This is a genomic window from Huijunlia imazamoxiresistens (assembly GCF_037132455.1).
In the GTDB taxonomy this organism is placed as follows: Bacteria; Bacteroidota; Bacteroidia; order Chitinophagales; family Chitinophagaceae; genus Flavisolibacter; species Flavisolibacter imazamoxiresistens.
In genome coordinates this window covers 45,883-67,969 of the sequence record NZ_JBBBEI010000024.1, presented here as the reverse complement: position 1 = coordinate 67,969, position 22,087 = coordinate 45,883, and the positions used below count along the sequence as shown (strand labels likewise).

11 protein-coding genes are annotated in these 22,087 nt (G+C 58.3%); all 11 read right to left on the bottom strand.

The window, feature by feature from the left end; all coding sequences use genetic code 11:
- Nucleotides 1-98: 98 nt before the first annotated feature.
- Nucleotides 99-1,841: a RagB/SusD family nutrient uptake outer membrane protein gene (locus V9K67_RS21980; protein WP_336726299.1), complete on the bottom strand. Its 1,743-nt coding sequence runs from the start codon at nt 1,839-1,841 to the stop codon at nt 99-101.
- Between the two features lie 22 nt (nt 1,842-1,863).
- On the bottom strand, nt 1,864-5,076 hold the full coding sequence (locus V9K67_RS21975) for a SusC/RagA family TonB-linked outer membrane protein (RefSeq protein ID WP_336726297.1): 3,213 nt from the start codon (nt 5,074-5,076) through the stop codon (nt 1,864-1,866).
- 32 nt (nt 5,077-5,108) lie between these two features.
- Nucleotides 5,109-6,566 (bottom strand): fasciclin domain-containing protein, encoded by a 1,458-nt coding sequence (locus tag V9K67_RS21970; protein ID WP_336726295.1) that lies wholly within the window; start codon nt 6,564-6,566, stop codon nt 5,109-5,111.
- A gap of 68 nt (nt 6,567-6,634) precedes the next feature.
- Nucleotides 6,635-8,290: a fasciclin domain-containing protein gene (locus V9K67_RS21965; RefSeq protein ID WP_336726293.1), complete on the bottom strand. Its 1,656-nt coding sequence runs from the start codon at nt 8,288-8,290 to the stop codon at nt 6,635-6,637.
- 15 nt (nt 8,291-8,305) lie between these two features.
- A complete protein-coding gene (locus V9K67_RS21960; protein WP_336726291.1) occupies nt 8,306-9,781 on the bottom strand; it encodes a RagB/SusD family nutrient uptake outer membrane protein in 1,476 nt (491 codons plus the stop codon).
- 52 nt (nt 9,782-9,833) lie between these two features.
- The gene (locus V9K67_RS21955; protein ID WP_336726289.1) at nt 9,834-13,094 is read right to left on the bottom strand and encodes a SusC/RagA family TonB-linked outer membrane protein; all 3,261 of its coding nucleotides are present in this window, start codon (nt 13,092-13,094) and stop codon (nt 9,834-9,836) included.
- Between the two features lie 25 nt (nt 13,095-13,119).
- A complete protein-coding gene (locus V9K67_RS21950; protein ID WP_336726287.1) occupies nt 13,120-15,336 on the bottom strand; it encodes a fasciclin domain-containing protein in 2,217 nt (738 codons plus the stop codon).
- 538 nt (nt 15,337-15,874) lie between these two features.
- Nucleotides 15,875-16,255 (bottom strand): helix-turn-helix transcriptional regulator, encoded by a 381-nt coding sequence (locus V9K67_RS21945; RefSeq protein WP_336726284.1) that lies wholly within the window; start codon nt 16,253-16,255, stop codon nt 15,875-15,877.
- A 15-nt stretch (nt 16,256-16,270) separates the two neighbouring features.
- Complete coding sequence (locus V9K67_RS21940; protein ID WP_336726281.1) at nt 16,271-17,335, bottom strand: glycoside hydrolase family 43 protein; 1,065 nt, start codon at nt 17,333-17,335, stop codon at nt 16,271-16,273.
- 71 nt (nt 17,336-17,406) lie between these two features.
- Nucleotides 17,407-19,326 (bottom strand): glycoside hydrolase family 43 protein, encoded by a 1,920-nt coding sequence (locus V9K67_RS21935; RefSeq protein WP_336726314.1) that lies wholly within the window; start codon nt 19,324-19,326, stop codon nt 17,407-17,409.
- 61 nt (nt 19,327-19,387) lie between these two features.
- Nucleotides 19,388-22,009 carry an alpha-L-arabinofuranosidase C-terminal domain-containing protein gene (locus V9K67_RS21930; RefSeq protein WP_336726278.1) on the bottom strand — a complete coding sequence of 874 codons (2,622 nt, stop codon included), beginning with the start codon at nt 22,007-22,009 and terminating at the stop codon, nt 19,388-19,390.
- Between the last annotated feature and the right edge of the window lie 78 nt (nt 22,010-22,087).

The following is a 22,087-nucleotide window of genomic DNA, read 5'->3' as shown; positions in this document are numbered from 1 at the left end:
CGGGAAGAGGTGTATCTATAAAGCAAAAGGCTGGTGTTTACCAGCCTTTCGCGCGTCATCACAGAACCCGCTAAGGGGTGCCTTTATCTTCCACCTGCTTACCACTGGAAGGGCAGATACCAGTTCTTCGGGTCCAACAGTCGTTTCCGTACTGCCGCGGCAGCAGGGTGCCCTTCTTTTTGCAGCTTGTTGTATACGGCATCCGCCAGCAAGGAAGGCTCAGCCCGGCGCCGGGCAATGCGCAGCAGGTCGGCCCAGCGGGTGCCTTCAAAGGCATTCTCCAGGGCCGATTCCTGCAGCAGGCCGTCTTCCACCTGCACCAGGCTGTCCGAACCGGAGAGGGCATAAGGAACCAGGTTGGCCCGGACCCTGATACCCACATTGCGGTTCCAGTCGCTGCGGTAGTAAGGGATCTCGCCCACGCGGGCATCAAAATTAAAGGGTGCCGGCAGGTGAAGCGTATTCATGTAGTCGGTAACGTTGGTAACCCCGGCGGGCGGCGCATAGGTAGTGGCAATGCCCCGGTTGAAAAAAGCGTAGGCCAGGCGGTGGTGGCCCGCACGGTTGGCCGCTTCCGCAAACCGCAGGTGCAGGTGGGTTTGGCGGAACAGCCACCACTTCCCGTTCTTCACCAGGGGGTTGGTGGGCAGGTTGGTGTTGTAATCGAGATAGTTATACAGGTACTTCATCACCACGGGCTGTCCGCCGATGGAGCGCACGCTGAGGGGGCCCCGGGCATCATAAGGCAGGCCCCCATCGTTGCCGGCCAGGGCAACGGTGTTCTGTACCTGGCTGTTCCATTTGTCCAGGCTTTCCTGCGACGGCTTTACCAGGTAATCTCCCCCGATGGGTGAAAATAACCGGATGAGCGGGTTCTCGGGTTGGAACTTGCTGTCGTAGGGCAGCGCCCAGATCCATTCGCGCCGGTAGCCGTTATCGTAAGGGCGGTCGAAAATGCGGCGCCAGCCATCGGCAAAGTTCAGCGTGGTGGCATCACCTGCCTTCGTGTACCCGATACCGTGATTAACGTCTCCCCAGCCAATCTTGTACTGCTGGAACTTGTTTTCGCTAATAGGCTCCGGGGAGGAGGTTTCCATCACCTCGCGGTAATACGTGGCGGCCCGGGTATAATCGCCTTTCCACAGGTACAGGTCGCCCAGCAGGATCTTTTTGTTGATGAACAGAAAGGAAGTGGGCGCCCCGTCCAGCGTGATGTTCAGCGACGTACCCGCCGGGTAAGGTTCTTTGAACGGCAGGGGCTCCGTGGAAGCGATCAGGGAATCCAGCAGCACCTCGAAGGTCAGTTTGGGAAAGCGGCCCCTTTCCCGGAGGCTTTCCCTGTTTTCCAGCGGATCCGTCACATACACCACTTCGTCACCGTAATGAATGCCCAGCTGCAGGTACAGGAATGCGCGCAATGCGGCAATATCGGAATACCGCTGGTTAAACTCGGCTTCCTTCAGGGCATTTTTCTCCTTCATTTGCAAAAAGTTCTTCAGCACATCGTTGCAATTGAGGATCAGCTCGTAAAAAGGAAGGGGGCTGGCGTACGGGTTGCCGGCCGACACCTGGTGGGCATTGAGCTCCCGCAGGGCGGCATCCGCATTGGCGGTAGTGGTCAGCAGGTCGCCCCGGAGCTCATTGAGGATAACGTAGCGGTCGGCCAACCCCATGAACTTTCCGTAAATGCCCATCACCGCCGCATCGGCATCGTACACGTTGCGGTACATCTGCTCCGCATCCAGTTCGGTGGCGGGAAGGTAATCGAATGATTTTTTGCAGGAGGCGGCCCCGGCCAGCAGGGCTGCCAGGAGTATATTTTTAATAGAAAACAGTTTCATTTCTTAGAGGATTACAGTTGATTTATAAACCGATGCGGGCGCCCAGGGTAAAGCTGCGGAACAGCGGGTCCAGGCCGGTATCGATGCCTTGGGCAAACACGGAGCGCCCTGCGCTGAATTCGGGATCGTACCCCTTGTAGCGGGTGAGGGTGAACAGGTTGTTGGCGGTAGCGTAGACCGTGGCGTTTTTGAAAACGGCGCCCCCTTTCAGCGGAAGATGGTACTGCAGCGAAAGGGTGCGCAGGCGCAGGTAGGAACCGTCCTCGATCCAGCGGTCGCTGAACCGGCCGTTGCCCAAGGGGTCGCCCCAGCTTGCTTTGGGCACGGAGGTTTCCTGCCCATCGTAGCGCCAGCGGTTGCGGACGGTCTGCAACTGGTTTTCCGTCCCGCTCATCCTTTCCAGGCGGGACCGCAGGTAGTTGTACACGGCTCCTCCCTGGCTGAAGGTAAAGAGGGCATCCAGTTCGAACCGCTTCCAGATGAGGTGGTTATGGAATCCCCCGGTAACCGCAGGAGCCGGGTTGCCGATCACCGTACGGTCGGCGGCATCGATCACCGCTACGCGGGTACCATTGGCCAGCGTATCGCCAGGAGCGTCGGCCCGGTTCACAAACCGCACGTCACCGGCGCCAAAGGGCAGCAGTTCCCCGGTTTGGGACCGGCTGTAGGTGGGAGCGGCTGCTGCTTCGGCCTCCGAAGCGTAAACGCCATCGGCCTGGTAGCCATAAAACAGGCTGGCCCCCTTTCCTTCCGCTGTCAGCAGCGTAGCGCCGGCATAGTCGGTGGTGAACCGGCCGCCGGGAACGGCAAGCACCTTGTTCTTATAGGCCGAAATGTTCAGGCCGGCATCCCATTTCAGGGAAGGCCTGTTTACCAGGCGCACGCTGGCCGTCACTTCCCCGCCGGCATTCTGCAGCCTTCCTCCATTGGTCAGGCCGGTGGAAAAGCCCGTAACCGGGGCCAGGGGCCCGTATACCAGCAGGTTGTCGGTCTGGTGGTGGAAGGCATCCATACTGAGGTTCACCCGCTGGTTCCAGAAAGAGAGGTCCAACCCGGCGTTGAACTTCCGCACGGTTTCCCATTGCAGGGCGGGATCGGCAATGCCCGAACGCACGAGGCCCTGGGCGCCCAACAGGTTCTGCGAGGTATAGGTGCGGCGGTAGCTGTAATTGCCGATATCGTCGTTGCCGGTAAGGCTTACGGAAGCCCGCAGCTTCAGCAGGTCCAGGGGCGAGCCTCCCATAAAGGCCTCGGAGGAGAGCAGCCAGGCCACACCGGCACCAGCCATAAGGGGCCATTTACGACCGGCAATAGGCAGTCCGCCTTCCGCCTGGGTGCCAAAGCGGGAAGAACCGTCCAGGGCGGCATTAAGGCTCAGGAAGAGCTTCTGGTTAAAGCCATAATCGGCACCGAGGTACGCATTCAGCCAATTCCACCGGCCCAAGCTGCCGCCTACCTGGCGCAGGAGGGCTACACCGGTCTGCACGCTTTCCAGGTCGTCCGTGGCCGAGTTGAAACCGCGGGCATAATGCCGGGCGGCATCATTATCCTGGTAGCGCAGGCCTGCACGAGCGGAAATATGGTGGCGGAGCCGGTATAACCGGTTGTACTCCAGGCGGGTGTCGCTGAACAGGGAAAACAGCCGCCGCACCTGCGTGGCCATGCGGCTGTCGAGAATGGCGTTGGCCGCCGTATCATTAGTAACGCCCCGGCGCGGGATAAAGGAGTTCTCCCGCACTTTGTCGTAGGTAACGCCCGCCAGGGTACTGGCGTGCAGGTATTTGGAAAGCTCGTATTTAAAGGCGAAGGAGCCGAAGAAGCGGTAGTATTTATTTTCGGCCTTCATCTTATCAATGATCACGGCGGGGTTGGTCAGCCCCAGGGTATCCACATCCGCCAGGTTGGGCGACAGCACCCCTTTGTCATTCACCTCGTTGGTGCCCAGGAAGGGCGCCTTTACCAGGGCCAGGTACAGGGGGGCGGTTTTTTCGGCCATACCGGCGTCTTTCAGGTTTTGCTCGTTATAGGCAAAGGAAAGGTTGGCCAGGCCGGTAAAGCGTTTGGTGAAGTTAAACTCGGCATTGAAGCGGGTGTTGTAGCGGGTCAGGTCTGTATGGCGAACAATGCCTTTATTGCCGGTATAGCCCAGGGAAAGGCCATAGGTGGCAATGTTGTCCCCCCCGGTAATTTTCAGGTACACGTTGCGGTTGAGGCTGTTTTCCAGCACCCGTTGCTGCCAGTCGGTCTGGAAGTGGTAAGCGGGATACTGGTTGCTTTCGGCACGGTCGTCCATATAGGGCTGGGCGGCCACCTGGGCCGGGGTCCAGCCGCGGCTTTGCAGCTGCTCGCTCAGGTACACCCGGTAATCGGCGGCGTCCAGTACGGGCAGGTTTTTGGGAACCTGGTTAAACGTGCTGTAGAGGGCGAAATCGATCTTCGTGGCCTGGCTTTTTGCCCGGGCCGTGGTAATGATGATGGCGCCATTGGCTCCTTTGGTGCCGTATTGCGCGGTGGCATCCCGCAGCACCGTCACGTTGTCGATATCCTTGACGTCGATCAGGGCCAGGGGGTTGACCGCCGCCCCCGCCACGATGCTTTCGCCGTATTCCCCGGCATCAAAGATCATGTTGTCGATCACCAGGAGGGGCTGGTTGGTGCCGTAGAGTGAATTATACCCCCGTAAAAAGAGGTTGGCTCCTGCTCCCGGTGTTCCGGACCGGCGCACGGCATTCAAACCGGCTACACGGCCCTGGAGCAGGGCATCCACCGTTTCGCCCGGCTGGCCCCAGGCCGAAGCGGCGTTGTAACTGCCGACCGAGGCCGCTACGTTCGACCGGGGCACGATGCTCCCGGGAAGCACTAAAGGGCTATAAAAGGATTCATGGCTGTCGTCGAACAGCGATTCCTGTATACGGGAACGGCCTTTAAGGGCCACCCGGCGGGGGCCGTACCCCTCTCCTTCCAGCACCAGGGTGGTGGTAAGGGAAGGTACCTTGAGGGAAAAATTGCCGTCCTTATCGGTAATGGCGGCCGAATAGCCCTCCACCTGTACACGTATGCCGGCAATGCCGTTTTTGGAAGCAGCGTCCGTTACCTGGCCGGAAATGCGCCGGGCCGGCGCCGCCGCAGGAGAAGATGCCGGGGCTTGCCCCAATGCAGGGGCTTGTGCCTGCAGCAGCCCGGTGGCCAGCACCAGGGCCGAGGCAAGGGTTGTTTTTATCAGAGATTTGCTCATGGGAAGCATCGGTTATACTATCGGTTTAGAAGTTAGAATACAGGTTCGATCCGGATGTAATCGCACACCAGGGGGTTCACATTGGCCGCACCGCTGTTGGCGGCCGTCAGGAAGACGTCGAGCACCGGGTAGTACTGGGAAAGGGTAAACTCGCCCAGGTACACCTCGTTGTAGTTGCGCAGGGTTACCGGCACGTAGGGAAGCAGGGCGGAGGTGGGCGAGCCGATCCCCAGCTTCTGGCTGAAGCTGAAGGAGGCGTTGGAGCCTGCCATATTGTTGATATTGTCGTTCAGCGCCACCCAGTAGGCCCGGTATTTCCCCGACGGCACCTCACTGAGGCGGTAGCCCAGGTTAAAGAGGGCCAGGCCGTGGTTGTACACCAGTACATCACGGAACGGCTTGCCCGTCATCGGATTTACCCGGTCGCGCAGGTAGGTGTTTCCCCGGCGGTCGGCGCTGGCGGTCCGGTAGTTTTCCGCCTGGATAAGATAGGGGCCGAATTTATCCTTTGGGCGCACCTCCAACCGGTTCATAATATGTATGAGTCCGTTGCTGGTCCGGATCGTCTGGGCAATGGCGGAGCGGTCAATGCCCATTTTCGCATGAAACTTGGACAGCAGCGTATCGGGCAGGGTGCCGGGCTCATACCGGCCTTCCACCACCAGGTCCCGGGCTACCGCCCAGCGGGACAAATCCCTCGTACTGTCGGCTGTACCGGTGATAAAAAAAGAGTTGTAGCGGGCTACCTCCGCTTCCCAGGCATCGTCCGCCAGCAGGAATACCGTGAATTGCTCCTGTTCATGGCGTAGGTCGTGTACCCGGTTCCAGAACAGGTTGGTACTCACCGAATCGGTGCCCGGCTGGTAAACCGGGTTGCCCACGCTGTCCACGCCGGTCTGCACCGCACGGGAGGGGTCAAACACCCTGCGGCCCAGGGAAAAAAGGTAATCCCGTTGCGCGGTGGGCATGCCGGTGCCCCCCTCGAGGGACTCCCAGGCATTGGGCAGCACGGGCACCACTTTATCGATCAGGTGCAGCAGGCCGTTGCGGGCATAGTTATCTCCCTTTGTAATCGTGGCCTCCTCAAAGGTGCTGCCTTGCAGGTTCTGGTATTTACCGTTCAGCATTTGCAGGCGCAGGGGGCCGGCGGCCGCACGCACCGGAAAAAGCTGGGTGGTGATGTGGTTGCCGACCAGCTGGCGGAGACGGACGGAATCCCCCAGGATCGCAGGGTCCAGGGAAGCCAGGGCCGCATTGGTAGGGGCAAAAACCGTAAAGGATCTGGAAGAGGCAACTACCCGGTCATAACCTGTTTGGACCAGCAGTTCGGCAAACCGGCTCAGCTCCGGGTGCTGACGGATCTGCACCAGCAGGTCATTGGCTGCGGCAGGGCTTTCCAGGCTGGTGGCGTCTTCCCACTTGTTGCAGCCGGTAAAAAACAGGCCTGTTCCCATCAGGGCCAGCAGGGCCTTGCATAGTTGTATACGCATTCTTGGTAGTATATGCTTCCCCGCAGAGCAAAGGCGGGCCTCCGGCTCCGCGGGCAAAAGCGTTTTGATTATTTGTATAGTTTGGAACCGTCGGGGTTAAAGCGGGGCAGGAACTGGTGTTCGTCCGCCGGTATGAAATGCACCATATCGAGGTGGTTTTCCGCATTGGTGCCTTCGAAGGGTTCGAGGCGGAACACATGGCGACCGGTGGTTTGAATGTCCACCACGCCTACCATCCGGCCGGCAAAGATCCCCCCGGCGGTATAGCGCTTCCAGTTCAGGGATTCGAGTTCCTCGTCGGTACCGGCGGGATAGCCTTCGCCAAAGTTTACCGGCCGTTGCATCAGTTCGCCGTCAATGCGTACGTTGCATTTCACGGCAAAGCGGTTGCGGTAACATACCCATACCTTGTAGCGGCCCTTAATGATCACCGGCGTGGTGAACTCCCACCAGGTAGCGCGGTTGGGCCCGCCCAAAGGAAGGGTCAGCAGGTCGTTGTTGCAGGCGAAATTGGTAATGGACCCCCCGGTACCCCAACCGTAAACGAAATGGGCCGCGGCGCCCTTGAAGTCCCAGATGATGCTTTTCACGGGCCTGTCGGCTGCGTTCTGGCGTATGAAGGTGAAGTTTTGCTTTTTGTAGTAGGCCGGCATGTTCATGATCTCGGGAAAAGTGGCCACGTCCCAGTAAACGGCGGCAGGCTTGCGGTACTTTACCATAAAGTGGCCGGCGGCGTCGTGCCACACCCCGTTGGTGGCGGCATTGTCGCTGCTGGCCCGGGGCAGGGGCACGCCTTTTTCCAGCACGCCGTCAAAGAGGTCCTCATTCACCACCACTTCCTGGCCGATCACCTGGGTGCTGATCACCTCCTGGGGTTCCAGGGTGGCGTGGGAAGGAAAGGGCAGGATGTCGCCCAGGAATTTAATGCCGTCGAGGATATGGTAGGCAACGTAGCGGTGGAGGCTGTCCTTAGGGTTGCGGGGATCTTTCAGCTGGGAGTACCGGTCCTTCAGGGCGTCGTAGGAAGCAATGCCCGAATCGGCCAGGGCCTTGTTGCTTTCGGCGATCACCGTCTTCCACCGTTTGGCAGTGTCCGCCTCCACGGTATGGAGCAGGTCGTAAAACCCTGTTTCCTTCAGGGCTTCCACGAAAATGGAATAGCCAGGGTTTTCGGCCAGCTGCTCGGCAATGGTCTTCCTGGCCGGCACCAGTACGTGGTCGATCTGGTGGATATAGCCGTTGCCCACCTTGATATTGGAGCGGGTCACCCTTGCCTGCCGGTTGATGAGGTAACTGGAGGCGCCCCCTGCGCTGGACACGCCGGTAATGAGGAACTGCCCTTGCATGGTGGCTACGGGAAGCCGCCCGTCTTTAAACGAACCGGTGGTCATCGTATCCATCACCAGGTGGAAGTTCACCAGTTCTTTCAAAACCTCCGCCGGCACGTCCTCCACGCGGGCCGCACCCTGGGCCGCCAGCCAGGCGCTGATGCCGCTGTTGGTAGGGGCAAAGAAGGTGTAGGCACCATAGGCATTGAGGAAATCGGTGTTTCCCGTCCGGTCCAGGATGTTGCGGATCAGCGAAAAGGAATCAGGCTGGCGGTCGAGGTAGCCCACGATGTTGACCTCTTCGGTAGTGGTCAGCTTCAGCTCCTGCTTTTTACAGGCCGGGAAGAAGGCTCCTAGCAGCAGGAACAGGGCCGGCAGCATCAATTTTTTGGTCATATACAGGGTATTCGGTTATTTATAAAAGGGGTTTTGCACCAGTTGCTTGTTGGTTTGCAGCTCGTACACATAAATGGGGAAATAATGGCTGGCCGTATCGCGGAGCTTGTTCAGGGCCGGCTGCAGCCGTTCCGAAGGCACGCTCACCGAAGCCATGGCCGTCAGCAAATGCAGCCGGGCATAGTTGCCGCGTTTGGCATTGCGCAGCGCATCGAACCAGCGCTTTCCTTCGAAGGCGAATTCCCGCTGCCGTTCCTCCAGGATAAAGTCGGCCATGGCGGCCTGGCTGGTGCTGTCCATGGGCTTGAGCTCGAGCGCGCCGGCGCGCTGGCGGATCGTTTTTACGATCCGGGAGGCTTCCAGGGGTTGGCCCTGTTCGTTGAGGGCTTCGGCCTTCATCAGCAGCACATCGGCATACCGGTAAAAGATCCAGTGCGCATCGTTCTCTTCCAGGGGCCGTAAATTGGTGCCCGCGTTATCGCCCCCCACGTATTTCCAAATAGTGTTGTCGGTGCTGCGAAAGGAAGCTTTATCCCCCCGCACATCCGCCAGGGGAACGGTATTGACCAGGTCGATGCCATAGACGCTCTCCGCCAGGTGGCCGGCCGCCTCCCACCTTTTCTGGGCAGGGCTGTGCAGGCCGTAAAAGGGATTGAGCATCTGGGCGTCGTACTGCAGTTCAAAGATGCCTTCGGCGGAATTGCCTTCCAGGAACACCCGGTTGAAGTAATTGGCTGCGCTGACCAGCCCGAAGCGGCCGGAGGTGATGACCTTATCGCATTCGGCGGCCGCTTCGCCGTACCGGTCCCTCCACAGGTATACATCCGCCAGCAGGGAATTGACGGCGGCCCGGGTGATGCGGCCTTTGTCCTCGTCGCGGTTGCCGTAGGTGGCAGGCACCGCCCCTTCCGCTTTTTTGAGGTCAGCCACCACCTGGTCCAGCACCTGGTCGCGGGAGGCCTTGGGCGGAAAAACAATGTCCTGGTCGCTGAGGGTGGCATCGAGCTTCAGGGGCACTTCGCCAAAGGTGCGCAGGAGGTAAAAATACATCAGCGCCCGGATGGCCAGGGCCTCTCCTACCGAGCGGTCCAGCAGCCCCTGCGAAAAGGTATTGTCCTTTTCCAATACCCCGGGGGCCTTCTGGAGGAGGGTATTGCAGTAGTTGATGGTCTGGTACACGCCCCGCCAGTTGGCGAAGCTGTTGGTGGGCAGCATGTTCAGGTTCACGATATCGTGTTCGTCCTGGCTGGCCCGGAAGCCGGGGGCCACCATATCGGCCCGGGCTTCGCCCCAGATAAAAAAGTATTCGGGCAGGTTGCCCACCTGGATGGAGGAATAAATGCCGATAACGGCGCTTTCCACCTGCTCCTTGGTCTGCCAGTATTCATCGCCGACGATGCCGTCCTGCGGCTTCAGGTCCATCCATTTCGAGCAGGAAGCGCTTCCTGCCAGCAAGCCGGCCAGGCAGAGGCCTAAAATAATTCTTTTCATTGCAGTTGACACTTTAATTGCAGGTAATGACTTTGTCGCTTATTCATTGTTGTTAGAAGCCGGCCACGATTCCCAAAGTAACCATCTTGCTGGGCGGGGTCATGGAATAGTCCGCGGCTACACGGAAGGGGTCGCCCCCGCGGGAAGACACTTCGGGATCCTGGCCGGAATACTTCGTCCAGGTAAAAAGGTTTTCCACCGTCAGGTAGCCGCTGAGGTTCTTCATGTTCAGGCGGGCCGCCGCCTTTTTGGCAAAAGTGTAGCGGGCGGTAACGGTGCGGAACCGCACAAAGGAGGCATCCTCCACGTAGCGGTCGCTGCCCAGCCAGTTGTAGCCGCCGCCGATAATGCCGCGGGGCACATCGGTCACATCACCCTCGTAGCGCCAGCGGCGCAGTACCTCGGTGCTTTGGTTGTCGTAGCCGCTCATCCGGGTGGTGTTCATGCGGGTGCCGTTCACCACGTCGTAATCATAGCGGAAGTTGAAGAAGGAGCTCAGCTTGAACTGCTTGTAGGTCAGCGAGGGGCCGAACCCGCCGCTGAACTTAGGATTGCTGTTGCCCAGGTACACCACGTCCATGCTGTTGATGTTGCCATCCTTGTTGATGTCTTCGTAGATGGCATCGCCGGGCTGGAAAACATAGTCCACGGTGGGGTAATTAAAGCGCATGTACACCACGGAGCCATCGGCCCGGGTAATGGGTTTGCCGCTGGACCCGGTAGCGATGGTGGCCGCCTTGTCGGGATATACGCCCTTGAATTTATAGCCATAAATCGAACCGAAGGGGTTATCGATCTGCAGCAGGCCGAGGTAATTGCCGTTCGCGCCCATGTCGCCCCTCATGGAGGGATACAGCTCCGACACTTCGCGGATGATGTTTTCGTTGCGGGAAATATTAAAGTCAAAGCCTACCGACAACACCTTGTTCCGGTACGGGGTGGTCCACACCGCCAGCTCCACGCCCCTGTTTTCCAGGGTGCCCACGTTCATGTTCACCGAGCCAAAACCGGTGAGGGATGGGATCTGCAGGCCGTTGAAGAACATGTCGCGGGTCTGGTTGCGGTAGGCGTCCAGGGCGGCGCGGTACCTTCCCTTGAACAGGGAAATATTCAAGCCGGTATTGATGCCGTGCACGGTCTCCCAGCGGAAGTTCCGGAGCTCCATGGAGGCGGGATAGGTGCCGTTGCGGCCGAGGTAGCTTTTTGCATAGGTGGTGTAGGTGTTGTAAAAGCCATAATCCGCCCGGGGGGCATTGCCGCTGACGGCATAGCTGAACCGGAAGCTCAGGTCGTCGAGCTGCTTTATTTTCCTCAACGGCTTTTCGCCGGAAATACGCCAGCGTACCGACCCGCCAGGGAACAGCCCGTAGCGGTAATCGGGGCCGAACCGGGAGCTGCCGTCGCCGCGCAGGGTCCCTTCCACGAGGTATTTGTCGCGGAAGCCATAGCGGGCGATCACCACCGCCCCTACCGAGCGGGTCTGCGCCACCCGGGAAACGGCGGAAAGCTCCTGGTTTTGCGTACGGGAAGGCGCTGCGGGGTCCACCAGCAGCGAGGAGGCCGTATTGGAGGTCACCATTTCCTGGTTTACAGACCGGAAGTCATTGGTAAACGCGTTGAAAAAGGCCGAAAAATCGTGGTCGGTGTTTTTGAGCCTGGGCGTGTAGGCCAGGGAGGTTTTCGTGGTCACGGCAAACAGGTCGATATCGCCTTCATAAGCCCGGTTCACCACGGTCTCGGTATTGGGCCGGCCGGTGGCGATCTGGGGCAGGAAGGAGTTGTTCTTGGTGTTGTTGATGTCGAACTGCACGTCAAAGGTCGCCCGCAGGACGTTTTTGCGGATGCTGTAGTCCGCCTGGAAGCGGGGCACGATGCGCTCGCCCAGGACGTTGAATTTCGCCTCGGTGGCCATGGCCACGGGGTTGTACATGCGGCTGTACTGGCCCTGCACGTTGGCGGCCGGGGAAAAATAATTGGGCGTCAGGTTGCCCTGTTCATCAAACTCGTAAATGCTCATGTTCGGCATTTTCAAATAAGCCACGCTGCGCAGGGCGCCCTCGTTGTTGGAGATATACATGCGGTCCTGGTCGGAATGGGTGTAGGCGATGGAGGTAAACACCTTCATCCGTTCGGATATGGTATAATCGAGGTTGATGCGGGTATTGATCCGTTTGAAGGCCGTCCCCACCACGGTGCCTTTGTTGTCGTTGTACCCGATGGAGGCAAAATATTTCGCTTTTTCGCCCCCGCCGGTCATGGAAACGGTGTGGTCGTGCAGGCTGCCGGTGCGGGTAACGGCATCCACCCAGTTGACGTTGTTGCTGTAATTGTAATACCAGTAAGGGTCGTTGGGGTCGTAGTTGAATTCCCGCACATTCACCGAGTTCAGCGTGGAACCGTTGCGGTTCATGTAAATTTCAGGAATGAGGGTGGCGTACTGGTAGCCGTCGAGCATAGGCACGGGCCGGGGCATCTTGGAAACGGTTCCCTTGAACGTATAGGTGATCCCGGGGCGGCCGACCACGCCCCTTTTGGTGGTAATAATGAGCACCCCGTTGGCGGCCCGGCTGCCCCAGACGGCGGTAGCGGCAGCATCCTTCAGCACGGAAATGTCCTTGATATCGGCCGGGGAAATGTTCAGCAACTGGGCATAGCCCTGTTCGTCGGCGGTCCCGAAGTTGAAATCCGAAGGGATCTCGGTTTCAAAGGGCATGCCGTCCACCACGATCAGGGGGTTGCCATTCGAGTTGATGGAGGAAACCCCGCGGATGCGGATGTTCATGGCGGCGCCTGGGTCGCCGCTGGAGGCGGTAATGTCCATGCCGGCGATACGTCCCTGCAGGGCCTGGTCAATGGAGGTGGCCTGCATTTCTTCCATCTTTTCGGCGCCGATCCGTTCCACGGCCGTGGTCAGGTTGCGCTCCGCCACGCCGGCCATGCCGTTATCGACCCTGCGGTTGGCGATCACCACTACTTCCTGCTGCTCCACGGCGCCGGTCTCCATCTGGAAGTTGATGGAAGTACGGGCGCCAATCGGCTGGGTCCTGGTGGCAAACCCCACATAGGAAACGGAAATTTTATGCTTCGGATTGGTGACCTTCAGGATAAAGTTGCCCTCGATATCGGAGGCCGCGCTTTTCACGATCCGGCCGTCCCCGTCCACTTCCGCCACGGAAGCGCCCTGGAGCGGCTGGCGGTTGTCGCCGGTGACTTTGCCGGTCACCACTACCGAGCCGGCATTCTGGGCCCCGGCGGGCAGGCTGCAGAGGGCTGCAACCCATACAATGCACCACAGTTTTAGATAGTTCCACATAACAGTTTTATTTGGAAGGAGTTCATCAATTTTTTAAGTAATTGTCGATCAGGTGAATGACGGCACGGTTGCTCAGGTAGGTGCTGGGCGCCGAAATGATGGTGGCTTTACGGTTGTTGTTGTCCGTAAGTTCCAGGGAACCGGCGGTCCGGTTATTTACAAATACCTTGAGGGGCTCGCCATTGTTGTTTTTCAGCAGCGTGTTGAAGGCGCCGCTTTCCCCGCCGTCCGCCGCCACGGTGCGTTTATCCAGGATATGGTACAGGATAAAGTTTTCCACTTTGGCCCGGTCCAGGGCGCCCGTGGGTGTAAAGTTGGGAACCCCGGTGGCCGTATTGCCCGGCAGCGCCCCTTCCCGTACCGCCGCCATGATCTTTTCATTGGAGGGGATCAGCACCGTGTAGAAGGTGCCGCCGGCTACGCCGGTGATGACCTTGGTGGTGTTGTTCCAGAGGCTGGCGGAATTTTTCAGGTACTGCCAGAAATAGTTGTAAGGCGAGGTGGCGGGCGTGCCCAGTTTTTCGATATGGGCGCCTACCGTCGCGTCGCTGAAGTCCAGGATGCGGTCGAGGTAATGGACCACCCCGTTTTTCGCCGTTTTGGAAGCACCGGGCAGCACCTGCGCTACATTGCCCCCGTCCACGTTGCCACCGGCAAACAGCACGCCGTCCTTATAGCCGATGTATTCCCCGCCATAGGTCATCAGGGAGCCTTCGCCGCTGGGGCTGGAAAGCACGGTGCCGGGCACTACATGCAGGTTGAGGATCCGCAGCAGGCGGTTGCGGGTGTCAGCACCGACGCTGGCTGGCTGGGTGGAGCCTGTCGGCGGGGTGAAGCGCCATTGCAGGTTGATGTCGTTGCTGACGCTGCGGTCCACGGTATAGCCGGCGGCGTTCAGTACCGAGTCGCTGATCAGCAGCAGGGTATATTTCCGGTGGATATTGGCCACCTGGCCTTTCAGTTCCATATTGAGCAGCCGCGTCATCATGGAATATTGGGGGTCCAGGTAGGGCCGGCCATATACACTGCTGAACACGTTGGCGTCCTGTACTTTACGGGTGCCGTAAAACAGCCCGTTGCTCAGCATTTTGGGGTCTACCACATCGGCCGCAGGGTCAAAGCGGGCTTCCTCGTTGACAAAGTTCAGGGTAGATTCAAACTTGCTGGGCCAGGCCGCACTCTGCCAGAGGTGGGCATTGATGAAATCGGTGATGATGCTGATCGGCAGGTCTTCCAGCCGGCTGAAATGCTCCAGCAATACTTCGTCGATAAAGCGCTGCAGGGAGGCGTTGTCGGGAACAAAGATGCTGTAGCTGTTGCTCTGCCCGTCATTATCCTGGGTTTTCAGGAAATTCTCGTTGTTCAGCGAAAAGCCCAGGCTCTGGCTGAAGACTTTGGTAAACACCGGCTCGCTGCTGCCGGTAAGGCTTTGATACCGCCGGGTGACAAAAGGATTGGGCGTATACTGCACCAGGTAGCGGTCCAGGAGTTTTTTGAACAGGCTGTAGTTCGGGTTGGAAGTGAGGTATTCGTCGATGGAAGGAAGGGGCGTGATCACCTTGTTCACTACGTGGACCACGCCGTTTTCCGCTTTTATATCCGGCTCGGTCACGGCCGCATCCGCCACGTTAAAGCCGGTATAGGGGGTATTGGGGTAGAAATAATTGTAATCGGCGGCCGACAGGTTCTTGGCCGACAGGAAATTGTCGACGAAATAAGGAATGTATTTATTGTTCTGGTCGGCTTCCACGAAGTAGAGCGCCCCGTTGTTGTTGCGGTTGGAGGCAATAGCGCGGATGGGATTGCCGCCGGCATCCTCCGTGGCGTACACCCCGGTATAGTAAGCCGTGCGCCTGCGGAAAGCCGTGTTCGCTTCCCAGCCCCGGTTGCTTTGAAAATCGCCCAGGCGTTCCTTCAGGAACGCATTGTATACCAGGTTGTAGGTAATGATCTGGCGGCAGGTGGCAGAATCCAGGTCATCGACGCCGCGGATGCCCCTGGCCGTAAAATAGGCCTCGAAAGCCGAGTCGTGCGGGGCGAACAGGGTCCAGTAGCCGCCGGCTTCCAGCGTGGCTTTATAACCCGCTTTATCGATGGCGGCCAGCAGGTGTTTAAAGTTTCCTTTCGATTCCAGTTGCTGGTACATGCGCGAAGGCAAGTGCTCCGGACGGCCGTAGATGGCTTCCCACTCCTTTTTCCGGCAATTCGCCAGAAGTGTACCCAGTAAAAGCAGGAGCAACATTCTTTGCAGATAATGATTCATAACAGTGGTGGTAAAAACATTGAATAAAATGCAGCGATAAAAAGCCTTTTAAAAAGGCGGTACGCCGGGGGAAAACAGTTTAGCCCCGGTGATGGATCGGGGCGTTACGAGCAGCGGCAGAAGGATACCTGCGCAAACAGGGTCCGCAAGCGGGGATTCCTACCGTTAGTAGATTTGTGGGCATACGCATACAGCAATTTTCGTTAATGAAGAAAAAGTTTACCGGGTTGCGGAAGGTGCAGGGTAAAGGATAGAAGAAAAGGCCGTCCGGCAACGAGCCACGGGAAGTAGCCCCGGGAAAGCTTTTTCTGTATTCTTTCAGGAGGCAAATTAGACCAGCACTCCTTCCCGGGCTTGTCCATTTCATTCTTTCATTGGTCCATTTGTTTCCTTTGCCGGCCCGCCGGGAAGGGCACTGCTGCCGGCACGGAAAACGAAAAAGCCCCAGTAGGAAACAAGGGTCATGGCACTTGTTTCCTACTGGGGCTGATGGAATATACCATTGGGATGCCGGCCGTCACCCGGTCTCCTGAAGGCCCTGGTAGACGGAGGGATTCATTCCAAATTGTTTTGCGAAGTTTCTTCCAAAGACTGTCTGCGAACGGTATCCCACCCGATCGGCTACTTCGTATATTTTGTACCTGCCTTCCTGCAGCAGCCCGGCGGCCTGCCGGAGCCGGAGATCGTTGATCAGTTTTTTCGGAGTAGCCCTGCAGGCTGCCTTTATTTTCCGGTATAATACCGCGCGGCTCATGTGCATCAGCCTGGCCAGCTTGTCCACGTCCAGCCCGGGATCATCCAGGTGGGCAAAGAGGACTTCCGCCAGCTTGTCTGCAAAAGACACCTCTGTAGCGGCATAAAGCGCCCCGGAGGGATGTCTGCTTCTAATCGGTTCCATGAATGGGTGCTGCCGTTAAAATTTCAGGTTCAATTTCCAGTGATCCGCCAGGCGTTGGGCCTCTTTCCGGGTCAGGTGTATGACCGAGGGGTGCTTGGGAGCAGAAAAGTTGGTGGACTTCATCACCCCTTCATTAAACCGTCCCAGGTTTTTGAAACGTTCAAAGTCGGAGGTTTCACTGAAGCCGAAGTTGTTCGGGTGGATGCGGTAAACGTCGTAGATCAGCACCCATTTATTTTCGCCGATGCGCTTGTACACAGTGGGCGCTTCGCAGCCCACGCGTTCCGGGTCCACCCAGCGATCATCGTAGCGATAGCCCGAAGTCAGGGAGTCGGAAACCGCCTGCTTGATACCGGCCCCGCCGTCATGCGGCACATAAAACATATGGTATTTGTAGCCTACTTTGGTGATGTCAGCATCGATATAGGAAACGTTTTTGGGGTATTCGAACAGGAGGCGTGGCAGCGTTTCCAGCGCGGTGAACGCCTTGTTCATATAGGAGTAATACACCTGGTCTTTCCCGTTGCCGATGCGCATGGTGAAATAGATCATCATCCGCTTGCGCCCCTCGTCCCAGATCAGCTCGGGTGCCCAGGCGCAACCAATACCGGCCAGTTCGGGAAAAGCCTGGTCCACCCGCAGTACCGTATGCGACCAGTGGAGGAGGTCTTTGGATTTCAGCAATACAATTCCGCGGTTGTTGCCCCAGCCGTATTGTTTGCCCTCCCGCTCCCATTCGGTGGCGCGGTACCCTTCCCTTTGCGCGAAAATGTGCAGGTCGGTCAGCGCCATATAAAACAACCCGTCCGGCCCGCGATAAATATAAGGATCGCGGATCCCTTTTTGTTCGGCGATGGTATCGCCGGCGATCACGGGCCGGGCTCCGTTCACATCGGTGAAACTGTAGCCGTCCCTGCTCAGGGCCATGTACAATCCGTGGGTGGTATCCTTGAAGTAGACCATCAGGTAAGCGCCCATATCCTTTTCTTTCGGCACCTTCCGCTTCTGGGCAAAGGCTCCCAGGGCCGGCAGGAGCGCCATCAGCAGCATGGCCGCCGGCACGCACAGCATCTTTTTCATAAGCTATAAATAAAAGAAACAAACGTGCTCCCGCACATTTCAAATATTAGTGAACGAGGTATTCTTTCGTGTTAGTTTTCGAGTTTTATGCCCTTATGGGTGGGCTGCACGGGCTTGATGGCCCCATCAGCGGTGAATTCCATTTTATCGATACAGACTTCACGGTGGTAGCCGGCCTCCCGGCCCATTTTGATGCCGTTGGGATAGTCGAAACGGTGGTACACGATGTACCACTGGTCCTTACCGGGAACCTGCAACACCGAATGGTGCCCGGGGCCGTAGATGCCCAGGGCCGTATCCTTTGCCAGCACCAGGTTGTTTTGGGGAATAGTCAGGGGACCAAGCGGCGAAGCCGCCGTGGCATAACGCACCCGGTAATCCGGGCTGCGGGTGTCGTTTTCCGACCACATGAAGTAATATACGCCCTTGCGGTAAAAAACATGGGTGCCTTCGCGGAACGTGCGGCCGGGGTGGAGCAGCGTCTGCGTGCCTGCTTTCAGGGAGGTCATGTCCTTGTTCAGTTCGGCAGCCGCCATAAAGCCGTTGCCCCAGTACAGGTAGCTTTTGCCCGTTTTGGGGTCGGTAAACACGTCCGGATCGATCACCAGTCCCCGGTTGACGCCCTCCGGGTGTTTGTCAATCAGGGGCTTGCCCAAATCCTTAAAAGGGCCGGCGGGATCCTCCGCTACGGCCACCCCGATCTTCTGGGCCGCCGTGTAGTAATAAAAGTATTTGTACTTCCCTCCTATCTTTTTTTCCACGATGCAGGGCGCCCAGGCATTGCGGTCGGCCCAGCGAACATCCTTTCCCAATTGCAGGATCACCCCTTCGTCTTTCCAGTCCTGCAGGTTGCCGGAGGAAAAGGCCTTGAAAGATGTGCCCTTCCAGTCGGTAAACCCGTCCGAGGTGGGATAGAGGTAATACTTTTTGGTTTTATGGGAATACAGCACGTCCGGGTCGGCATAATAACCTTCCAATACGGGGTTGCCTTCCAGTGCCGGGAAGCCTTCGGGCTTTCCCCACCGGGCCATCAGCCTTTTTAATTCGCTGCGGGTGAGCGGCATCACCGAACCGTGGCGCGGCTTGAAGTCCAGGGCCACCTCGTTATCCATCACCGTAAACCGCTGCAGGTCGGTGCCTTTGGAGAACTGGAAGCCGTGGGCCCTGAACAGGTCGTACATCATGATGTAGGTATCTAAATGATTCAGCTTGAAAACAGAGGAGCCCTCCACCTCTTCTTTGGTGGGCTGCAGGTAGCGTTCGTTCTCTTCCCACTTACCCGAAGTGAGGGAACGGGTAGTGGCCACCTTGATGCCGGCGCCGTCTGCTCCCCCGGTTTTGCGGAACAGGTAGTACAGGCTGTCCTTGCGGATAATGTCGGCGTCGATATTGAAGGCCGGCATTTGAGGCAGGAACAGGGGCCGGGGCGCTCCTTCCAGGCCGGTGAATTCCTGGTTGGCGTAGGCATAGTAAACCACGTCGTGCTGCGTGCCCTGCTTCATGGACCAGTACACCATGTATTTGCCGGCCTCGGGATCGTAAATGGTCTGCGGCGCCCATACCCGTTTGAGGTCTTCGTAGCCTTTGTATTGCTGCTGGATGTTAATGACGGCAGAGGTCCAGTTGACCAGGTCGGTTGATTGCAGCAGCACCAGGGCCCGGTTGGCGTCCCATCCTTTGGACGTGGCCATATCGGTGGCTACCATGTAGAAGGTCTTGCCGTCCTCGGCCCGCAGGATGTGGGGGTCGCGAACGCCGCCGGAGGAAGCGATTTTTTTGGAGTCGATCACCGCCTCGTTGCCATTCAGGGCAAAATAATGAAAGCCGTCCTTGCTGATGGCGAAGCGGATGGCTTCCTCGGACACCCGGTTGCCGGTGAAATAAACGAACAGGTACCCGGCTTTGTCTTTTTCGGCCAGGGCCGGCGGGCCTTGGGCCCCACCCTTTTGCACCCCCAATGCCCAGAGTAATAACAATAAAAGAAAACGCATCTTTTCCACGTTGTATAATTTGCCTGTTATAGAAATTGAATGCATGCCCAACCCGCATGCGTCAGTTCGACGGGAAGCTGATGACCGTGAAGGAATAAGGAGGCAGCTCGGAAGAAAAGTTCCCGCTCAGGGTGAGCTGCGACTCCACGGGCGTTACGTTCCGGTCGCCGGGCGCCCCCTGTAGCAGGAACTTTGCGGCCGTAGCGCCTGCCGGTATGATGCCCCTCAGGTCTACTGCGGCGGCTACCGGCACGGGAAGCAGGTTCACCAGCTTTACGGTCACTTCCCCCGTGCGGCTGTCCCGCACCACGGAAACGGCCACGCGCTTTTTTACCGCCTCCTGGTCGCTGGAGAGGGTCAGGCCCGCCGGCAGGTATTCATTGCCGCCATGGTTGCCGAACAGCTTCTGTACATAATAGCCCGGGGTGGGCTTTACTTCGGCATTGTTGAAATAAATGAGGTCGGTGCCCCACTGGATATGCTTTTCCTTCGCCAGCAGGGGCGCATAGGAGGTCATGTGCACCACGTCGCCGTTGCGCTCCAGGGCGGTAAGGTACAGTGCTTCGGCCAGGGCATTGTACAGGGTGGTGCCCCGGGAAGCATATTCGCCCAGGTACACTTTCGGCTTCGAGCGGTCGTAGCCGTCGTAGTACTCCTGGTTGTGGATGAACCAGCCCGGCAGGTTGTAATAATGTTCGTCCACCATGGGCACCTTCAGCTTCAAGGCCAGCTCCCACCCTTCCTCGTAATCCGTTCCTTCGTAAAAAGGTCCTACGGTGCCGATGACGGTAATTTCCGGGTATTTTTCCTTCAGGGCGTTATAGATCATCGTAAACCGCTCTTCGAACACGTCGGAGATCAGGTCTTCGTTGCCCACGCCAATGTATTTCAAATTAAAGGGTTTGGGGTGACCGGCTTCCGCCCGTTTTTTACCCCATTTGCTGGAAACCGGCCCGTTGGCCCATTCCACCAGGTCCAGAATATCCTGTATATACTGATCCATCTGGTCCAGGGGGATGCCGCCCTGCTGGCCCCCGCCATGGGGTCCGCCCTGCGAGTTTTGACAGGGTACGCCGGCGGCCACCACGGGCAGGGGTGCGGCGCCAATATCTTCGCAGAACTGGAAATATTCGAAATATCCCAGGCCCATGCTTTGGTGATAGCCCCAGAGGTTGCGCTGCGGCCTGCGCGCTTCCAGCGGACCGATGGTGTTCTTCCAGTGGTAAATATTGCCCACACCGTCGCCATGGGCCACGCAGCCCCCCGGAAACCGCATAAAGCGCGGATGGATGTCGGCGATGTACCGGGCCAGGTCGGCCCGCAGGCCGTTGGGGCGTCCTTTAAACGTTTTTTGCGGGAACAGCGACACCATGTCCAGGGCCAGGCGACCCGGCGCCTGGGGCCGCAGCTCCAGTTCCGCATCCGCCGCACTGGCCGTGGGGGTCAATACGGCCCTGACCGACTTCCAGCCTCTGGACGAAACCGCTACCGTAGCCTGGGCCAGCACGGCCCCGCTTTTGGAAACGAGGCGCACCAGCAGCCTGCCGCCCTTGCCCTCCAGCTGGCGGGCAAAGAGGGAAAGGTCGTACCGCTCTCCTTTGCGCACCACGATGCCGTCAAAGCCGCTGTTCACAAGGGCGGCACCAGGAGCCTTGGTCTGCAACAGGGCGTAATGGGGATTGTTCAGATGAAGGGGGGCGCTGCTGTCGATGGCCAGGGTGGTCCCGCCGCCCTTCAGGGTCCAGGAGTAGGTGGCGTTCCAGTTCGGGTCGCGGTTTCCTTTATCGCCCGGGCTGTATTCAAAATCGCGGTTCTGCACCAGCTCGGCATACAGTCCGCCGTCGGCGGCATAGTTGATGTCCTCGAAAAAGACGCCCACCAGCATATCGCTGATCGCCTTAGGGGCCGCGGCCTGTAGAGACACCGTAGCGGCAAGGGGCTTCAAGCCGCCAAAAAGGCGGCCATCGTCTTTGGCCGATTCCTCGTACAGGCTGTTTTTATAACGGGCAAGTTCGCATGATTGAACGAGCTTAGTCACGGTACCCCAAGCCACCCGGTGCACCTGCCCCGTCACCTTTCCCGCGGGCAGGGCAACCGTCACGCTGGGATTGCTGTATTCGGCGGCCGTCACTTCCGTGGCGGCACTGTACGACTTAAAGTCCGCCGTCACCATACGGTAGTATTTCCCGGCGCCATCGCTATAGGTAATGGTGTAAGCGCCCGCGGGGGCGTTATACCGAACCACGGGCTGCAGCATGCCGGTCCCTCCTTTTACTTCCGGGTAGCTTTGCCGGCCCCAGTCCACCAGGTCGGCGGAGGCCGCATGGGCAAAAAGAGGTTCCCGTTCGTTGAGGCTCCACACGCACCGCCAGGTGCCGCCGGCCCCCTGCAGCAGGAAGGGAGTGACCATGCGTTTTTCGCCCCTCCAGGCGCCATAATCGCTTTTCAGGAATGCATATTCACTTCCTACCGGATTCCAGTGCTCCCGGTCCCTGCTCCAGGCAAAATGCAGGCCGTTGCGCCCGCCATTTTTGGCGGAGGCATAGGAAAAAAGATAAACGGAATCGGGTTCGTTCCGGGGGCGTTCGCCCGCGGCAAAAACATCATTTGTTCCCACGAGCGCCAGGAGGGAAAGGAGGCTGGCTATTTTGTTCAGGATCGTACCCTGTGGCAGAAATTTCATTGCTTTAAAACAGTATGGCTTTTAGAGTTGAACAACCGCTTTTACTGCCCGCAAACTTAGAAACAGCCGCAAAGAGCC

Bases quoted from the DNA above. Each gene is read 5' to 3' on its own strand.
- V9K67_RS21980 (WP_336726299.1), bottom strand. From the start codon at position 1,841: ATGAAACTGTTTTCTATTAAAAATATACTCCTGGCAGCCCTGCTGGCC.
- V9K67_RS21975 (WP_336726297.1), bottom strand. From the start codon at position 5,076: ATGAGCAAATCTCTGATAAAAACAACCCTTGCCTCGGCCCTGGTGCTG.
- V9K67_RS21970 (WP_336726295.1), bottom strand. From the start codon at position 6,566: ATGCGTATACAACTATGCAAGGCCCTGCTGGCCCTGATGGGAACAGGC.
- V9K67_RS21965 (WP_336726293.1), bottom strand. From the start codon at position 8,290: ATGACCAAAAAATTGATGCTGCCGGCCCTGTTCCTGCTGCTAGGAGCC.
- V9K67_RS21960 (WP_336726291.1), bottom strand. From the start codon at position 9,781: ATGAAAAGAATTATTTTAGGCCTCTGCCTGGCCGGCTTGCTGGCAGGA.
- V9K67_RS21955 (WP_336726289.1), bottom strand. From the start codon at position 13,094: ATGTGGAACTATCTAAAACTGTGGTGCATTGTATGGGTTGCAGCCCTC.
- V9K67_RS21950 (WP_336726287.1), bottom strand. From the start codon at position 15,336: ATGTTGCTCCTGCTTTTACTGGGTACACTTCTGGCGAATTGCCGGAAA.
- V9K67_RS21945 (WP_336726284.1), bottom strand. From the start codon at position 16,255: ATGGAACCGATTAGAAGCAGACATCCCTCCGGGGCGCTTTATGCCGCT.
- V9K67_RS21940 (WP_336726281.1), bottom strand. From the start codon at position 17,335: ATGAAAAAGATGCTGTGCGTGCCGGCGGCCATGCTGCTGATGGCGCTC.
- V9K67_RS21935 (WP_336726314.1), bottom strand. From the start codon at position 19,326: ATGCGTTTTCTTTTATTGTTATTACTCTGGGCATTGGGGGTGCAAAAG.
- V9K67_RS21930 (WP_336726278.1), bottom strand. From the start codon at position 22,009: ATGAAATTTCTGCCACAGGGTACGATCCTGAACAAAATAGCCAGCCTC.